Raw genomic sequence first — 15,028 nt, forward strand, 5'->3', positions numbered from 1 at the left:
TCTCCTGTTGGACGGCGGGTGTTTGGGCGGGCGGTGCTAGGCGGCGCGGGTGGTGGTTTGGAGGCGGCGGGACGGAAGGGCGGTCACGTTGCCGAAGTCTGGGGCGAGGCGTACCGGAACCGCGTGGAGTGCGGTGTAGCCCTGCAGTTGTTCCAGTGCGTCGGGGTCAATGGTCGCTTGGGAAAGGTCCATTTCGACACCGAGTCCGCCGCCCAGGCTCTTGGTGCGTTGGACCACCGGGTAGAGCCCTTGGAGGCTCGAGATGGTCACGCGACCGGTCGCTGCGATCTGGATCTGTTCGCCGTCAACGTCGACGCGAACAACTACGGAGAGCTTGTCGCTGGCCAATGTACTGCCTTTCATCCTTGCTGCCACGCTGCAGCGTCCCCCAGCGTATGCGTCGAGTGTGACCTGCACAACATTACGACGGCGGAGCTGCTGCCGGCGCCGTTGTCGCTACATCCCAAACGCTCGTTCTGAGCGGTCGTCGTGCAGAGGCAAGGCAGCCTTGGGGCTCTATTTTCAGAGAATCTGCTGTCCTTTGATAAGACGGAGGGAGAGTGCGACTCTACCTCGGTACGCATGATGGCAACCCTGGTGGGGCTGCTTTGACATGGATTGGGGCGATTATGGAAGAGGAACAGTGGGCGAGAGTTTTGCCGGCGGTGATCACCGCGTTCGGAGTGTTGCTCGGTGTTGTGGTGACGGTCTGGAAGGCCACCAACCGTGAGTTGGTGGCGCAGCGACGGGCGTCGGAGTCGTTATCCCTGATGGAGTCTTGGGAAGCAGCTGAACCTGATGGGACGGATTCAAACGAGGTGCGGACGCACAACTCCTTGCGCGAGGAATTGCGTGACCGGGCACTGTACTCCACTCAGGTCTATCTAGAGTCTACAAAACCGTTCTGCACGAGTTACTGGCAGCCGTTCACCCTCGTGATTCTCGGGTCGTTGTGGATATGGATCGTCTTCCAAACTCAGATTGGTCCGTCTTCAGATCAGCCATGGATTGCCTTGATTTACTGGCTCCTGGCCTTTGCTGTGGTTGGGATCGCTTGGTACCTAGCCTTCCAAGTCTCCCGGCATAAGGAGATTGTGGCAAGGAGCCGACGGGCCGGCAGCCGTGCGGCAAGTAAATTTACCAAGCGTGCATCGACCCTGAGGCACTCAACTCCAACAGGGGCAGCCAACGCGGAGTCTGCACCAGAAACGGCTCCTCGCGGGGTTGCGGAAGAGCATTGACACGCCCGCCTTTGATTTTTTGATCTGCGTGAGTCACCATGCTGGCTTGCGAAAAAGGCCAGCACTTCCTCGCCCGGCCAGTTGGCGCTCGCGTTCTTTGCCGGTCAAGAGTTGGGTCTTGGATATGTTGCCATGGTCATTGGGAGAAGTCCTTTACTCACGCGGCTGAGCAAATGGACCCGATGCGGAGGTGAACCGATTTCCAGGGACGTGGAACACTTGACGACCCTATGGAGTTCATTGAGCCATCGCCACCATGGGCACTCCTGCCCATTTCGGCCCTTTGGCTGCGCTGATAACTTGGCCATATTCGTTCAGGCCTATTTGGGGAGAGACTATGAAGCGTCAAAGGACCATTGCCACGTTTGCAGCAGCGATCGCACTTGCCGCCGGAGGCCTCGCGATCGCGACGCCCGCACAGGCCGCGGGCTACACCTACCTGTACCCGACAGACTTCAGCTCACAGTCCTCGTGCAACACGAAGCGCCTCACCATGAACTCCTCCTGGACTCGCGCAAGCCAGTGCTTCATCATGACCGACACCGGGAAAGTCGTGTGGAAGTTCTCCGTCACTGTGCGTGGATAGTCCCGCTGCCAAGCCTTTAAGTCACGAAACGCCAAGTGCCGCCGTCGTACTTCTTGTGAAAGTACGACGGCGGCACTTGCCGTATCCGGGTGGGTGACAGTTAGGCGGTCTGGCCTGCGTGCTGACCCTCGGAGATTTCCTCCACGAGCTTGCTGTTGAAGGCCGGGAGATCGTCCGGGTTGCGGCTGGTGACCAAGCTTTGGTCGCACACCACTTCCTCGTCGGTCCAGTTGGCGCCCGCATTCTTCAGGTCCGCCTGGAGCGTGTGGAACGAGGTGACGTTGCGGCCCTTGATGACGCCGGCGTCGATGAAAATCCACGGACCGTGGCAGATCGAAGCCACCGGCTTGTGCTGTTCAAAGAACGCGCGCGTGAAGTTCTGGGCATCCTTGTCCACGCGAAGGTTATCCGCATTGACGACGCCGCCCGGGAGGACCAGCGCGTCGAAATCGGAGGCGTTGGCGTCGGCCACGGCAAGATCAACGTCAAAGGTGTCACCCTTCTCCACGCCATTGAAACCTTGAAGCTTTCCCTTGGATGGGGCCACGAGCGTTGGCTCGCCGCCCGCGTCCTTGACGGCCTGCCATGGGCTGGTGAGCTCCACCTGCTCCACGCCGTCCGTCAACAGAAATGCGACCTTCTTGCCGGCGATGTTGTGTTCTGACATTGTTCCTCCTCGTTGCGCAGCGGGGTGCCTTATGGGCGTGGCCGCCGCTGTGAGAGTTGTTTGTCTGACCTGTTCCAGCCTAGGGAACGCGGCTTTAGTAAGCAAGCTGACTAATCGCATGAGGATGGTCTAGAGCTTGCCTAAGTATCGAATAACGATAGAATATGGTTGTTGTTCGATAAAGGAGTTTCCATGGGAAAGCTGTCCATCCTTGCCTTGCGGGTAGTCATCGCGTTGGTGCTGGCGGGTTCGTTGTTCGTTCAGGTACGAATGGTCCCGCTGCTCTCAGCCGACCTCGTAGAGGCAGGAGCCCCGGACGCTCCTCGAGTAGCGCTGCTGGCCATCGTGGTCTTGGGAATTCTGTGTGTCCAGGTGGTCGCGGTCTGCGTGTGGCGTTTGCTGACCATGGTGCGCCGCGGGACGGTGTTCTCCCACCGGGCCTTCCGATTTGTGGACATCATCTTCGGAGCCATCGCTTTCGCTGCCGTTCTGATGTTCGGTATCGCAGTGATCCTGGCGCCCGGCGAGACGGCCCCGGGCGTGGTGTTGCTGATCTGTGGGGCAGCGTTGATGATCGGGGGAGTGGCGCTGGTTGTGCTGGTCATGCGAACTCTGCTCGCCCAGGCGTTGGCGCGGGACGTGGAAGCCGCTGGTCTGAGGGCCGAACTGGACGAGGTGATCTGATGCCGATCATCGTGGACATCGACGTCATGCTGGCCAAGCGCAAAATGCCCGTAGGGGTGCTCGCCGAGAAGGTTGGCATCACACCCGCCAACTTGGCTGTTTTGAAGAACGGGCGGGCCAAGGCGGTCCGATTCACTACTTTGGAAGCGCTCTGCGAGGTGCTGGAGTGCCAGCCAGGGGATCTGCTGCGATGGGAATCTGAGGATCACTCGCATAGAGGAGACCCATCTGACGACGAGCCTCGTCCAACAGCTCCATCATCACAACCGACTCTTCAGGAGTCATGAACGGGCTCTCGGTCAGTGCGGATTGGTGACCGTACGTGTTCCCCGGGTGCTAGCGTTCGAAAGTGCATTCTGTTGAGCGCGGGGCGGGGACCCCGATCCTGATCATTCATGGCTTTTGCGTCGACCATCACCTGCTGCTGGGGCTCGACCCAGTGTTTGCCGGACGCGGGGAGTGGCGGCGGATCTACGTTGATTTGCCGGGGATGGGGAAGTCATCGGCAGGACCGGAAATCGACGGTGCTGACGCCGTCGCCGACGCGGTCGTTTCCTTTGCCCGGAGGAGCTTCGGCGACGAAAGGTTCGCGGTCCTCGGTAACTCCTTCGGAGGCATGATCGCCCGCCACCTGGTGGCCGAATTCGGGGAACAGGTACTGGGCCTGGCGCTCCTTTGCCCGGTGGTCGTTGCGGATCACGAGGCGCGAACTTTGCCCGCCAAGACTGTCCTGCGTTCAGATCCTGAGCTGATGGCGACCCTGAGCCCGGAGGACAGATCCGACTACGAGGAGATGGCCGTGGTCCAATCCAGCCAGAATTGGCTGCGGTTCCGCGAAGCCGCCTTGCCGGGCTTGAGGGCGTTTGATCAAGCCGCCATTTCACGGATCTCCAATAACTACGCGCTCACTACTGAGCCGGAAGCTCGCTTTGAGACTAATCAGGGGCCCGCCCTCATCGTGGCCGGGCGTCAGGACCATGTGGTGGGTTATCAGGATCAGATGGATCTGGCTGGCAGTTATCCGCGGGCCACGGTTGCAGTCCTGGACCACGCCGGCCATAACGCGCACTTGGATCAACCGCAGCTAACGGCGGCCCTCCTTGGTGAGTGGTTGGACCGGGTCGAGGAATGGAAGAAGACACCAAGCTGACGTTCCACTAGTCGCGTACAATTAGAAGCGATTAGGAGGCCCTGATGCAATTGCAGAACCCGCTGAGAGCGATTTGTCCGACGCTTGAAGCCGATGTCCTCATGGCGTTGGCGAACGGTCGCCCGAGCACGCCCGGGCATCTGGTTCGGGAGCGTGGCATCAAGGCCTCGGTGTCTGGTACCAGGCGATGCTTGGAACGCCTCGAAGAGAGCGGCATTGTTATGGGTATCAGGGTAGGAAATCGGAACGAGTACGCCTTGAATTTGTCCCACATGCTCGCAGGCGTCATTGCTGAGGCGTCCCAGGGCAGGGAACGATTCACGCGCTTTATTTCCCGCGCAATAGCCAAATGGCCCGAGGAGCCGTTGCAGGTAATCCTTTTTGGTTCAGCGGCACGCGGAGACATGCGCAATGACTCTGATATCGACTTGCTGTTCATCATTGATGACGGAGCTGGCGATGAACTATATGAGCAAATTGGAAATCTGGCCGTGGACGTCTACCGCCTCACCGGTAATGACGTTCGTCCGATGATTTACGAAGCGGCAGAAGTACGGGCGGCACCGATATTCGACTCGATTTTGAGGGAAGGCGTCCACGTTCACGGTGACCGTCGTTGGTTGTCGCGCCGCCTGCCTGATGCGGCGGCTGCCTAGTGTCGGCGAGGTCAGATGCGAGTGCACGACTTGAGGATTCGCAAGCCTTCCTCGAGGCGGCCGATACCATCAACACGCTAAATTCCGGAGAAACCTACGCGGACGTCATTGCTACTTTGGCAATCCATGCAGGCATAGCAGCAGCCGACGCATTTTGCTTGCTGGCGGTCGGCCGTCACTCTAAGTCAGACAACCATGCTGATGCAATGAAGGTGCTGAAGGAAGCGGGGGGCGAAAATGCCATTCTTGCTCGCCTCTTGGGTGAGAAGACAAAGGCCGGCTATAACGTTTCGAGCCTCACCCGGGCCAAGTCCAGCAAGTGCATTGAGTGGGCTTCTAAATTGGTTATTGCCGCTGAATCGAAATTTTCCCTATCGTGAATGACGTCAGTATCCCAGCTGCTCCCGCAATGCCGTGAGCTGGTGCGACGATTCCACGGCCTGCTCGTGATCCACGGAGACCAGCGCCTGGACCAGGACGTCGCTCAGCACGATCGAGGGCAGCGCTTCCGTAGTCATACCTGTGGGCGTGTGCGGGGCGAGAATCACAGCGTCAGCCAGGTCGTGCAACGCCGACTCGGGTTCATCCGTTAGCAAGACGATGGACGCGCCAACCGAGCGGGCGCGCTTAAGCAGCACTTCGACGTCCACCGTTACTCGTCCCGGGGCGAAGACGACCACAACATCCTGGCTCCCAAGTTGGAGCAGATCATCCGCGAGCCGGAACCCGTCACTGGAAATGCACCGAGCGCGCCTGCCGATTCGGTTACAGCGCAGTGCCAGGTTAAGGGCGGCGATTCCGGACGCGCCCACGCCGTAACTGACAATCGTGGAACCTCTCATGAGAAGTTCGACGGCGGGAGCGATCGCCTCTGCGGGGTCGGCGCTGGAAGCGAGTTCCAGTCTGTCCTTGGCCTCGGACCACACGTTCTGCCAGATGTCTTCGATGCTGGCACCCATATGGTCGATGCGCTGCTGCATGCGAACTTCCGGTGCCACCGTTGATGTGAAAGGGGTAGCAATGTCCCTTTTGAGCTCCTGCAACCCCGAATACTCCAGCGACTGAACCGTCCGGACTACGGTTGCGCTGCTGGTCCCGCTCTCGGCACCGAGCTCCTGCGCGCTCGCGTAGAGAAGTCGCTCGGGAGAGCTGTTGGTGAGGAACGTGCTCACTGTCCTCTCGGCTTTGGAGAGCTTGTCCCAATGTTCGCGGACACGACCGCGCAGATTAATCATGCCCCGATTTTTCGTAACGTCTGTTACAGAAGTCACATTGGATGTACTATTCATTCTAAAGAAGCCCTCACTTGTAACGGTTGTTCCAAAGATACCCCTTCCAACAGCGGATCACAGTGAGACCCAACCGAATGAAAGGCCCCACGGATATGAGCAACACATCCTTAAGGATTGTGGAGATCTCCGGCCCTCCGCTGGAACGCGGACGACAGTACGGTACTGCTGCCGCAGACCTGATCACCAAAGCCATTGACTTCTACACCGAGGCATTCCAGCAGCAGACGGTACTTGAGTGGGATCAGCTGCGCGGCCGGGCCGAACGCTGGATGGGACTGTGCACCGAAACGGCCCCTGATCTAGTCACGGAAATGCGCGGCATCGCTGAAGGTAGCGGTCGGGACGTCCTGGACATCATGGTGCTGAATCTTCGCGGCGAGATCATTTACGACGCCGGTTTCGCGAAAGCCCCCGAACCTGAAGAACGTGATGACGTGGACGGATGCACCTCGTTCGTTTTGACGGATGGAGCCTCCGGCGACGGCCATATGTACGTCGGCCAGAATTGGGACTGGCGTTTCGGCGCCCAGGAAACTGTGATGATCCTGCGCGTGGTCCAGGACCCCAAGCCCACGCTGATCATGCAGGTTGAGGCTGGCCAGATCGGTCGCCACGGGGCAAACTCCGCAGGCATTGCCCTCAATGCCAACGGACTGGGAGGCAGGTTCAACGACGAACTCGGCATGCCACAGACCTTCATCCGGCGCATGGTCCTGGATCAGGCCGAACTGCCGGATGCGCTGAATACGCTCTTCCGCCAGAAGCCGCACATCGCCAGCAACGCAGTGTTGTCCCACCGTTCCGGATTCTCCATTGACGTGGAAACCACGCCGGGAAGCAACGGCTGGATGTACCCGGACAAATCCGGAGTAATGGTCCACGGAAATCACTACGAGGCGTTCATGCCCGTACAACTGGCAGCCACCTATCGGCCGGTCTCTGTGGATTCCCTCTTCAGGGTTCCCCAAGCGAGGCGGGGGCTGGAGCGGGTCAGTACCGCCACAAGCACCGGGCAAGCCAGAGAGCTCATCAAGTCAGCCATGTCAGATCACCTGGGTTACCCCGAATCTGTGTGCACGCACCCGGATGAACGACGCCCCCGAGTACGCCAGTGGTCCACGCTGCTCTCCAGTTGCGTGGACCTCACCACCGGCGACTACCTGGTCACCAACGGAACACCGTGCGACCACAACTACGAACAAATTCCCTGGAACCTCTACGACGGGCCTGGTTCCGCCCACGACTCCTTCAACCGCACCATTGCAGAGGTATCACTGTGAAACGCAACGATAGATTCAAGCCCTTTGCCCGAACCGGCGTGATTGCCGGTGCAGCCGTCTTCACTCTGGTGCTCAGCGCCTGCAACGCAGCAGGTCCGCAAGCCCAGAGCACCCCCACTGACGTTTCCTTCGGTCCAACCACCACGGAAGCCGCCGGCAAGATCGGCTCCTTCACGTGGATGATCACTCAGGAGCCTGCAACCTTTGACTTGGATGTTGACAGCGCAACGGCTGAAAACACCATCATGTCCAACGTCTGCGAACGGCTGATGCAGCTCCAGCCGGATCTCACTACTAAGCCCCATTTGGCCGAGAAAGCCGAATGGACCTCGGACACCACGGTGGTCTTTACCCTCCGGAAGGACGTGAAGTTCCACGACGGCAGTCCCATGACGGCTGACGACGTGCTCTGGAGCATGCAACGGCACGCTGCCAAGGGCGCCGACGAGTCCGATGAATACGCCAACGTCACCGACATGGCAAAGACAGGTGACCACCAAATCACAGTCACCATGAAGCAGCGGGACGCCATCTTCCTCCAAGCCATGGCCGGCAACGGCGGAATCGTGCTGAACCGAAAGGTTGTGGAGGCTCAAGGCGCGAACTATGGGTCGCCGTCGGCCCCTGACGCTTGCTCGGGTCCCCTCAAACTGGACAAGTGGTCAGCCGGTTCCAGCATCACGCTCACCAAGGCCGCTGACTACTGGGACGCCGACAACGCCTCAATGGCGGACACCATCACGTTCCGCTGGGCTGATGACAACGCGATCGTGAACGCCCTGACCAGTGGCGAAGCCCAAGGTGCGTACCTGGACAGTCCGGCGACGGCGGGGCCGCTGCAGAAGAGCGACAAAGTCCAGATCGCCCAGGGCCCGTCCACCAACGTCTGGTCCCTCATTGCTACTGAGCGGGGCGCGTTGAAGGATGAACGGATCCGTCAGGCACTGTCACTGGCTTTGAACCGGCAAGGCGTGGCCCAGGCCGCGTTCGGCGGACTGGCCAAACCCTGGAAGGCACCTGTTGGTCCGGGTGCTTGGGGTTACGAAGAGCCAACCTTCAGCGCGGCTTACGATGCCTTGGCTGGTGCACCTGCCCAGCCGTCCAATGAGGACCTGGAGAAAGCCAAGAAGCTGGTGCAGGAAGCGGGCGTGCCTGCGGAACCGATCGTGGTGGCCAACAGCGGCGACTCCATCCGCAACGTCATCTCCAGCGCACTGGTTGAAGCGGCACAGAAGATCGGCCTCAAAGCTGAAATCGTCACGATACCGCGCCAACAGTACGGTGACTTCTATTCGGATGCCTCCTTGCGGGCACAGGCGGATCTCTTCTCGGACGAGTACTACATCTCCAAAAATGACCCCGTTGGCTTCTATAAGAACGGTGCCTCCACAGCGAAGGTGAACTTCGTGAAATTCGCCGGGGAGGGCTACGACAACAAGGTCAAGGAAGCCCAAGCCACCACGGATGACGCGGCCCGGGCAAAACTCGCCATCGACCTGGAGAAGCAGTGGACGGACGCCGTCGTCTGGATTCCTGTGGCCCACACACCCGCAACCATCGCTATGTCGAAGGACATCAGCGGGGCGCCATCGTCGGCGTCGTTCCTTTACTACCCGTGGGCCGCGGACGTCGGCAGCAGCAAGAAGTAGTGCCATGATTCGTGCAGCAACCCGCATCGCGGGAATGATCCTGACCTTGGTGGTGAGCTCGTTCGTCATCTTCGCCGCGATGTATGCGGCGCCGGGGGATCCGGTCACCTTCCTGATCGGCAATCCGGAGAACATCACCCCCGAACGGGTCGCTGAAGTGAAGGCACAGTACAACCTGGATCAGCCGCTGGTGGTCCAGTACTGGCTGTGGGCATCCCAAGCCTTTATCGGCAACCTCGGCACGTCCTTCCAGTATCACCAACCGGTAGCCGAGCTGATGGCCACACGACTTCCGGCAACCCTGGGCTTGGTAGCAATCGCCTCCGTGCTGTTCATCGTGGCCGGCGTCGGCCTGGGTATCCTGTCCGCGCTGCGCCAAGGCAAACGGACCGACTCCACCATCACGGCAGCCACCACGCTCGCGGCCTCCGTTCCTTCGTTCGTGATCGGGCTTCTGCTGGTGTCCATCTTCTCCGTGCAACTGGGATGGTTCCCCGTTTCCGGTGCCGGCGAAGGCTTCGTGGACCGGCTGCACCACCTTGCGCTGCCCGCTGTGGCACTGGCCGTCGGCGCCGTCGCCATCGTCAGCCGGGTGACCCGGCAATCCATGGTGGAGCAGCTATCCATGGACCACGTGGAAGCGGCCCGGAGTTTCGGGTTGGCTCCGGCCAAACTGATCCGACGGCACGTCCTGCGCAACGCCTGGGGCCCCATCCTCACCATGGTGGCGCTTGTGGTGGCCAGCATGCTGGCCGGAACCGTCGTCGTCGAAAGCGTCTTTGGCATCAGCGGCGTAGGCAAGCTGCTGGTGGACGCCATCAACACCCACGACTTCCCCGTGGTGCAGGCCGTGCTCCTCTACATGGTGATCACGTACATGGTGGTGACCACGCTGGTGGACCTGGTACACCCGCTGCTTGATCCGCGCATCAAGGCAAAGGACAAGAAATCATGAGCTCCCTCTCGACGTCCACGTTGGCGTCCACCCCGGTTATCGCCAGGAAGAAGCGCGACGTTGCGTACCTTGTGAGCCTCGGCTTCCTCATAGTTGTGGTCGTCGCCGCACTGCTGGCGCCTTGGGTTGCCCCCTATGCCGCCAACGCGGTGGACTTCACCGCGATCTGGCAGGCGCCGGGCGCTGGTCATTTGCTCGGCACCGATCAGGTGGGCCAGGACCTGTTCTCCCGGCTTATCCACGGCGCCCGGGAATCGTTGCTCGGCCCGCTTGCCCTGCTGGCGTTGGCTACGGTTTTTGGGGTGACCATCGGAACCGTTGCCGCATGGAACGGCGGCTGGATAGACGTGGTGCTGGCACGCATCACGGACGTGATGTTTGCCTTCCCGGGCCTACTGTTCGTGGTGCTGGTGATTGCCGTTTTCGGCAAAGGACCGGCGACGGCGATCGTCGCCCTCGCGCTGGCTTACGCTCCCGTTATTGCCAAGTTCACCCGATCCCTGGCGCTCGCAGAGATGGCCCGACCGTATGTGGATGCATATCGGGTGCAGGGTGTGGGCGGCTTCTTCCTCTGTGTCCGATACATCATCCCCAACCTGACTCCGCCGCTCCTGGGATACCTCGTAGTGCTCTTCGGTGAAGGGCTCATGAGCCTGGCAACGCTCAGCTTCCTGGGCTTCGGCGCCCAACCGCCCAGCTCCGAATGGGGGCTCATGGTCCAGGAAGGCCAGTCCGGCATCATTCAAGGCCACATCTGGCCCACGCTGGTTCCCGGCGCAGCCATCGCCGCCGTGGTGGTGGCCGTCAACGTTGTGGGCGTGCGGTTGTCCGACCGCCTGAACTCACGGTTTGAGAGGTAGGAAATGCTGCTCGACATAGAAAATCTCAGCCTGACGATCACCGCGAACGGTCTGGTTAACCCAATCCTTGATGACGTGAGTCTCACCGTTGACGCCGGCGAAGTGGTGGGACTGGTAGGCGAGTCCGGTTCGGGAAAGTCCACCACAGCGCGAGCTGTGCTGAGGCTGTATCCCGAAACGGCCGCCGTCGAAGGTTCCATAACGGTGGGCGAGACAGAGGTTCTTGCTGCGTCCCGCGCTGATCTTCACAGGGTTCGATCGTCTGAAGTGGCCATGATCCATCAGGATCCCCGCGCTGCGCTCAATCCGGTCCGAAAAATTGGTGACTCTCTGACGGAGCGGCTGGTTCACGTGTTGGGCGTGAGTCGCTCCGAGGCCGCGGCCACTGGACTGGAGCTCCTTGAGGCCGTGGGAATCCGTCAACCGGAAGAGCGGATGCGTCAGTATCCGCACGAGCTTTCCGGTGGCATGCTCCAGCGCGTTGTTATCGCTGCCGCGCTCACCGGACAACCGAAGCTGCTGCTGGCGGACGAAGCCACGAGCGCCCTTGACGTGACCACGCAGGCTGAAGTCCTGGCCATTCTGCGCGACCTTCAGTCGCGGCGCGGCTTGGGAGTCCTGCTCATCACCCACGATCTCCATCTGGCCGCCGCCTACTGCGACCGCGTGTACGTGATGTACCGGGGGCGGATTGTGGAAGAACTGCGCGGCACGGACCTCTTCCACGGGGCGCAACACGAATACACCCGGCAGCTGTTGGCAGCCGTCCCGGCCATCGGCCATATTCCTAATTCAGAAAGCAGGGCATCATGACCGGTCACGTCCTGGAGGTCGCGGGTCTGCAGAAGGCATTCCGCGTGGGTGCGGGCAACGTGGTTGCCTGCAACAACGTCAGCTTCGTCATCCCGCCAGGCGGCTCCATGGGGCTGGTGGGCGAGTCGGGTTCGGGTAAGAGCACCATCGCCCGTATGTTGGTGGGCCTTGAAGCGCCCGACGCCGGCACTATCCACGTGCGGGGACGGCAGCTCGGGACGCGGGAACGGGGACGAACAGCCCGCCTCCGGCGCGCTAAGGAAATACAGATGGTGTTCCAGGATCCTTACGGCTCACTGGATCGTCGTCTCACAGTGGCGCAGTGTTTGGACCAGGCGATGAAGTTGCACGGGCTTACTTCCGGGGCTGCCCGGGTGGCTGAGCTGCTTGATCAGGTGGGTTTGTTGGCCAAGCACGGTGATTCCAAGCCGCATCAACTCAGTGGTGGTCAGCGGCAGCGCGTAGCGATTGCCCGGTGCCTGGCGATCGAGCCGTCAGTGATGGTGCTGGACGAGGCAGTGTCAGCTTTGGATGTCTCTGTCCAGGCGCAGATCCTCGCACTGCTGAACGAGATCCGGGCTTCTTCGGGCATTGCACTGCTATTCGTAAGCCACGACCTCGCCGTCGTCTCCGAGGTCACCGACGACGTTCTGGTCATGTACCGAGGCTCGATCATGGAGCAGGGGCCAACGGGACGGGTGCTGAATGCGCCGGAGCACAGCTACACGAAGCTGCTGATCTCGTCGATGCCGGGGCCGGGGTGGGATCCGAACGACGTGCTGAAGCGGCGGGCAGCGTTCCTGGAGGAGGTGGGGGCGTGAGGGTGGTGCCAGGTGAGAAGTGCACAACCATCTGGTTCAAGCGTAGCAAGGCCGCGATTGGCTACTCTTCTGCTTTGGTCATCCTCTAGTCCGGTTTAGGAATGTCAACATAGATTGCGGATATGTGGTCAATCTTGTCCGATGAGATGACCACTCTATCCAGAGGTCTGGTAACTCTCTCTTGGTCCTGCGATACGTAAATGGGAGCGCTTAACACGATGTCGCGGTCGCCGTCAGTGGCTTCGGCAACATCGAAGCTGTGGAGCACACCTTCGATAAGTTCGCCCTCGTTCAACTGGACTCCAACCCAGACAAATTTTCCTTTCGGGACACCCGCGAAAGCTTGCTCCCAAGGGGAACCAGGCTGGTAAGAAGCGGGAACGTTTCGTCGGAGAATCCACGCCAGCAGGAGTGCCAGCAGGCAGGCAACGATGAGGATAACGGCCACAGTCATTACAACGTGGCGTGGGTGGTTCTCCAAGTATCCCGAATTTGAGCGCCCAAGTTGTTCCAAGCTAATGAACCCCGCCGGGGCAAGAACCTCCGAGAACAGAGACCACAGCAAGAATGCTGTCCCTGTCAGACCCAGGCCAGCTGAACTTACTTGCAGAAGCTCACCCAGCCCGCTCCTCGGTGGCGTGCGGACGTACCTCTCCCGGCTGACAAGAAAAATCCAGCCGGGGACTAGCCCGAGCAGTCCGAGCGCCGCCCAAAGGCTTCCTGGCAGCAAGCCGCTTTACTTCGAAGTCGACGTAGACGTTCCTTGTGTGGAGGTTGGGGGGGAATTCAAGGCAGCGGACGGCGGAACGAAATTTGTGGGAAGGCTCACTGTTGGCATCACATGGGAACCATGGGTGAAGGAACCTGTAAGGGCCTCCGATACCTGCGTTGTGGGGGCAGGCTGGGAGGAATTTGATTGCTCGGTCATAGGCCCATTATCGGCCAACCTCGACTATTCCGTGAAATGCAATGGTATTCTGCGGCCCCGGCCACCCTACTTCCCCTTCCTCCCGCCCCGCTTCGCCGCAGCGTTCATCGCCGACTTCACAGCAGGCGGCAGCCCCGCCGTCTCGGTTTCCGGCTCAGCGACGGTCCCGCGCCAGCTAGCCAGCCCCTTCATGCCGTGGTAGATCACCAGGGCAGCGGCGGACCCGAGCGCAATGCCCGTGAACTTCAGCTCGCCAATGGTCCAGGTGTAGTCAGCAATGCCAATAATCAGAGCGACGGCAGCCGTGGTCAGGTTGATCGGGTTGGAGAAGTTGACCTTGTTCTGCACCCAGATTTTCACGCCGAGCACACCGATCATGCCGTACAGCATGGTCGCGGCGCCGCCCAGGACACCGGCGGGGACGGTGGCGATCAGTTCGCCGAATTTCGGGGAGAAGCTCAGCAGGATGGCGAAGATACCGGCCACCCAGTAGGCCGCCGTCGAGTAGACCTTGGTGGCGGCCATGACGCCGATGTTCTCCGCGTAGGTCGTGGTACCGGAACCGCCGCCGAACCCGGCAAGTACGGTCGCGGCGCCGTCGGCCATCAGCGCGCGGCCGGAGACGCCGTCGAGGTTTTGGCCGGTCATGGCGGCCACCGACTTCACGTGCCCCACGTTCTCAGCCACGAGCACCAGCACCACGGGCACGAACAGCCCCACCACGCCGATGTGGAATTCGGGCGTCTGGAACAACGGCAGGCCAATCCACGCGGCGGCGTCCATCTTTTCGTAGGACACCTCACCGCGCATCATCGCCACGATGTACCCCACCACAACACCCACCAGAATGCTCAAGCGCCCCAGAATTCCGCGGAAAAGAACAGAAACCAGGATGATCGTCACCAAAGTGATCAGCGCGGTGACGGGTGCGAGGTCGAAGTTAGTCTTGGCGGCGGGCGCGAGGTTCAAGCCGATCAGCGCCACAATGGAACCGGTAACGATCGGCGGCATGAGCCGGTTGATCCATTCGGCGCCGAACTTCTGGACCACCGCACCAATAAGCGCCAGTACGACGCCGGCAAGCACCACGCCGCCCAAGGCGCCACTCACGCCGTACTGCTGCTGGGACGCCATGATGGGGGCGATGAACGCGAAGCTCGACCCCAGGTAGCTGGGCACCCGGCCCTTGGTGATCACCAGGAAGAGCAGCGTGCCGATGCCCGAGAAGAGGAGGGTGGTTGCCGGCGGCATGCCCGTGATGATGGGTACCAGGAAGGTGGCGCCGAACATGGCAACCACGTGCTGCATGCCGATGCCGATGGTCAGGGGCCAAGCCAGCCGCTCGTCGGGAGCCACCACGTGGCCGGGACGGATGGACTTGCCGTTGCCGTGGAGCTTCCATTTCATGCCGAGCATGCTCATGGCGGGGCCTTCCTCAGAAGAGTA

General features: G+C 60.8%; 18 protein-coding genes. 13 read left to right on the forward strand and 5 right to left on the reverse strand.

Features of this window, described 5'->3' with window-relative positions; genetic code table 11:
- Window positions 1-36 precede the first annotated feature (36 nt).
- Complete coding sequence (locus tag ACIQH5_RS14675) at window positions 37-363, reverse strand: hypothetical protein (RefSeq protein WP_400404541.1); 327 nt, start codon at window positions 361-363, stop codon at window positions 37-39.
- A 266-nt stretch (window positions 364-629) separates the two neighbouring features.
- On the opposite strand from ACIQH5_RS14675, the gene ACIQH5_RS14680 reads away from it, so the two are divergent.
- Together ACIQH5_RS14680 and ACIQH5_RS14685 are read left to right on the forward strand one after the other, a co-directional pair.
- On the forward strand, window positions 630-1,241 hold the full coding sequence (locus ACIQH5_RS14680; protein ID WP_400404543.1) for a hypothetical protein: 612 nt from the start codon (window positions 630-632) through the stop codon (window positions 1,239-1,241).
- Window positions 1,242-1,578: 337 nt separating this feature from the next.
- Complete coding sequence (locus ACIQH5_RS14685; RefSeq protein WP_400404545.1) at window positions 1,579-1,827, forward strand: hypothetical protein; 249 nt, start codon at window positions 1,579-1,581, stop codon at window positions 1,825-1,827.
- A gap of 100 nt (window positions 1,828-1,927) precedes the next feature.
- Here ACIQH5_RS14685 and ACIQH5_RS14690 read toward each other — a convergent pair whose 3' ends face one another.
- On the reverse strand, window positions 1,928-2,494 hold the full coding sequence (locus ACIQH5_RS14690) for a type 1 glutamine amidotransferase domain-containing protein (protein WP_400404547.1): 567 nt from the start codon (window positions 2,492-2,494) through the stop codon (window positions 1,928-1,930).
- Between the two features lie 192 nt (window positions 2,495-2,686).
- Between ACIQH5_RS14690 and ACIQH5_RS14695 the strand changes: the two genes are divergently transcribed.
- The 5 genes from ACIQH5_RS14695 (at window position 2,687) to ACIQH5_RS14715 (ending at window position 5,364) form a co-directional block, all read left to right on the forward strand.
- Complete coding sequence (locus ACIQH5_RS14695; RefSeq protein WP_400404549.1) at window positions 2,687-3,178, forward strand: DUF2975 domain-containing protein; 492 nt, start codon at window positions 2,687-2,689, stop codon at window positions 3,176-3,178.
- Window positions 3,178-3,465 (forward strand): helix-turn-helix domain-containing protein, encoded by a 288-nt coding sequence (locus tag ACIQH5_RS14700; RefSeq protein WP_400404551.1) that lies wholly within the window; start codon window positions 3,178-3,180, stop codon window positions 3,463-3,465. The genes ACIQH5_RS14695 and ACIQH5_RS14700 overlap by 1 nt, the downstream gene beginning before the upstream one ends.
- Before the next feature lie 62 nt (window positions 3,466-3,527).
- Window positions 3,528-4,328, forward strand: a complete 801-nt coding sequence (locus tag ACIQH5_RS14705) for an alpha/beta fold hydrolase (protein ID WP_400404553.1) — start codon at window positions 3,528-3,530, stop codon at window positions 4,326-4,328.
- 44 nt (window positions 4,329-4,372) lie between these two features.
- Window positions 4,373-4,984 (forward strand): nucleotidyltransferase domain-containing protein, encoded by a 612-nt coding sequence (locus ACIQH5_RS14710; RefSeq protein ID WP_400404555.1) that lies wholly within the window; start codon window positions 4,373-4,375, stop codon window positions 4,982-4,984.
- Entirely contained in the window at window positions 4,984-5,364 is a 381-nt protein-coding gene (locus tag ACIQH5_RS14715; protein WP_400404557.1) for a hypothetical protein, read from the forward strand. Before ACIQH5_RS14710 ends, ACIQH5_RS14715 begins: the two co-directional genes overlap by 1 nt.
- A 6-nt stretch (window positions 5,365-5,370) precedes the next feature.
- Here ACIQH5_RS14715 and ACIQH5_RS14720 read toward each other — a convergent pair whose 3' ends face one another.
- Complete coding sequence (locus ACIQH5_RS14720) at window positions 5,371-6,219, reverse strand: MurR/RpiR family transcriptional regulator (protein WP_400404559.1); 849 nt, start codon at window positions 6,217-6,219, stop codon at window positions 5,371-5,373.
- 149 nt (window positions 6,220-6,368) lie between these two features.
- On the opposite strand from ACIQH5_RS14720, the gene ACIQH5_RS14725 reads away from it, so the two are divergent.
- The 6 genes from ACIQH5_RS14725 to ACIQH5_RS14750 all read left to right on the forward strand — a co-directional run bounded on the left by ACIQH5_RS14725 (window position 6,369) and on the right by ACIQH5_RS14750 (window position 12,654).
- On the forward strand, window positions 6,369-7,556 hold the full coding sequence (locus ACIQH5_RS14725; RefSeq protein ID WP_400404561.1) for a C45 family autoproteolytic acyltransferase/hydolase: 1,188 nt from the start codon (window positions 6,369-6,371) through the stop codon (window positions 7,554-7,556).
- On the forward strand, window positions 7,553-9,205 hold the full coding sequence (locus tag ACIQH5_RS14730; protein WP_400404563.1) for an ABC transporter substrate-binding protein: 1,653 nt from the start codon (window positions 7,553-7,555) through the stop codon (window positions 9,203-9,205). Before ACIQH5_RS14725 ends, ACIQH5_RS14730 begins: the two co-directional genes overlap by 4 nt.
- A 4-nt stretch (window positions 9,206-9,209) precedes the next feature.
- The gene (locus tag ACIQH5_RS14735; protein WP_400404565.1) at window positions 9,210-10,160 is read left to right on the forward strand and encodes an ABC transporter permease; all 951 of its coding nucleotides are present in this window, start codon (window positions 9,210-9,212) and stop codon (window positions 10,158-10,160) included.
- A complete protein-coding gene (locus ACIQH5_RS14740) occupies window positions 10,157-11,020 on the forward strand; it encodes an ABC transporter permease (RefSeq protein ID WP_400404567.1) in 864 nt (287 codons plus the stop codon). Before ACIQH5_RS14735 ends, ACIQH5_RS14740 begins: the two co-directional genes overlap by 4 nt.
- Before the next feature lie 75 nt (window positions 11,021-11,095).
- Complete coding sequence (locus ACIQH5_RS14745) at window positions 11,096-11,833, forward strand: ABC transporter ATP-binding protein (protein WP_400404569.1); 738 nt, start codon at window positions 11,096-11,098, stop codon at window positions 11,831-11,833.
- Window positions 11,830-12,654 (forward strand): ABC transporter ATP-binding protein, encoded by an 825-nt coding sequence (locus tag ACIQH5_RS14750; RefSeq protein WP_400404571.1) that lies wholly within the window; start codon window positions 11,830-11,832, stop codon window positions 12,652-12,654. The genes ACIQH5_RS14745 and ACIQH5_RS14750 overlap by 4 nt, the downstream gene beginning before the upstream one ends.
- Window positions 12,655-12,739: 85 nt before the next feature.
- On the opposite strand, the gene ACIQH5_RS14755 is transcribed toward ACIQH5_RS14750, so the two are convergent.
- Window positions 12,740-13,384, reverse strand: a complete 645-nt coding sequence (locus ACIQH5_RS14755; RefSeq protein ID WP_400404573.1) for a DUF6338 family protein — start codon at window positions 13,382-13,384, stop codon at window positions 12,740-12,742.
- 264 nt (window positions 13,385-13,648) lie between these two features.
- Complete coding sequence (locus tag ACIQH5_RS14760) at window positions 13,649-15,004, reverse strand: uracil-xanthine permease family protein (RefSeq protein ID WP_400404575.1); 1,356 nt, start codon at window positions 15,002-15,004, stop codon at window positions 13,649-13,651.
- Between the last annotated feature and the right edge of the window lie 24 nt (window positions 15,005-15,028).

The sequence above is a fragment of the Paenarthrobacter sp. NPDC091711 genome (assembly GCF_044756605.1).
Classification (GTDB): Bacteria; Actinomycetota; Actinomycetes; order Actinomycetales; family Micrococcaceae; genus Arthrobacter.

Coding starts and splice junctions, on each gene's coding strand:
- ACIQH5_RS14675 (WP_400404541.1), bottom strand. CDS start 363: ATGAAAGGCAGTACATTGGCCAGCGACAAGCTCTCCGTAGTTGTTCGC.
- ACIQH5_RS14680 (WP_400404543.1), top strand. CDS start 630: ATGGAAGAGGAACAGTGGGCGAGAGTTTTGCCGGCGGTGATCACCGCG.
- ACIQH5_RS14685 (WP_400404545.1), top strand. CDS start 1,579: ATGAAGCGTCAAAGGACCATTGCCACGTTTGCAGCAGCGATCGCACTT.
- ACIQH5_RS14690 (WP_400404547.1), bottom strand. CDS start 2,494: ATGTCAGAACACAACATCGCCGGCAAGAAGGTCGCATTTCTGTTGACG.
- ACIQH5_RS14695 (WP_400404549.1), top strand. CDS start 2,687: ATGGGAAAGCTGTCCATCCTTGCCTTGCGGGTAGTCATCGCGTTGGTG.
- ACIQH5_RS14700 (WP_400404551.1), top strand. CDS start 3,178: ATGCCGATCATCGTGGACATCGACGTCATGCTGGCCAAGCGCAAAATG.
- ACIQH5_RS14710 (WP_400404555.1), top strand. CDS start 4,373: ATGCAATTGCAGAACCCGCTGAGAGCGATTTGTCCGACGCTTGAAGCC.
- ACIQH5_RS14720 (WP_400404559.1), bottom strand. CDS start 6,219: ATGATTAATCTGCGCGGTCGTGTCCGCGAACATTGGGACAAGCTCTCC.
- ACIQH5_RS14725 (WP_400404561.1), top strand. CDS start 6,369: ATGAGCAACACATCCTTAAGGATTGTGGAGATCTCCGGCCCTCCGCTG.
- ACIQH5_RS14735 (WP_400404565.1), top strand. CDS start 9,210: ATGATTCGTGCAGCAACCCGCATCGCGGGAATGATCCTGACCTTGGTG.
- ACIQH5_RS14740 (WP_400404567.1), top strand. CDS start 10,157: ATGAGCTCCCTCTCGACGTCCACGTTGGCGTCCACCCCGGTTATCGCC.
- ACIQH5_RS14750 (WP_400404571.1), top strand. CDS start 11,830: ATGACCGGTCACGTCCTGGAGGTCGCGGGTCTGCAGAAGGCATTCCGC.
- ACIQH5_RS14760 (WP_400404575.1), bottom strand. CDS start 15,004: ATGAGCATGCTCGGCATGAAATGGAAGCTCCACGGCAACGGCAAGTCC.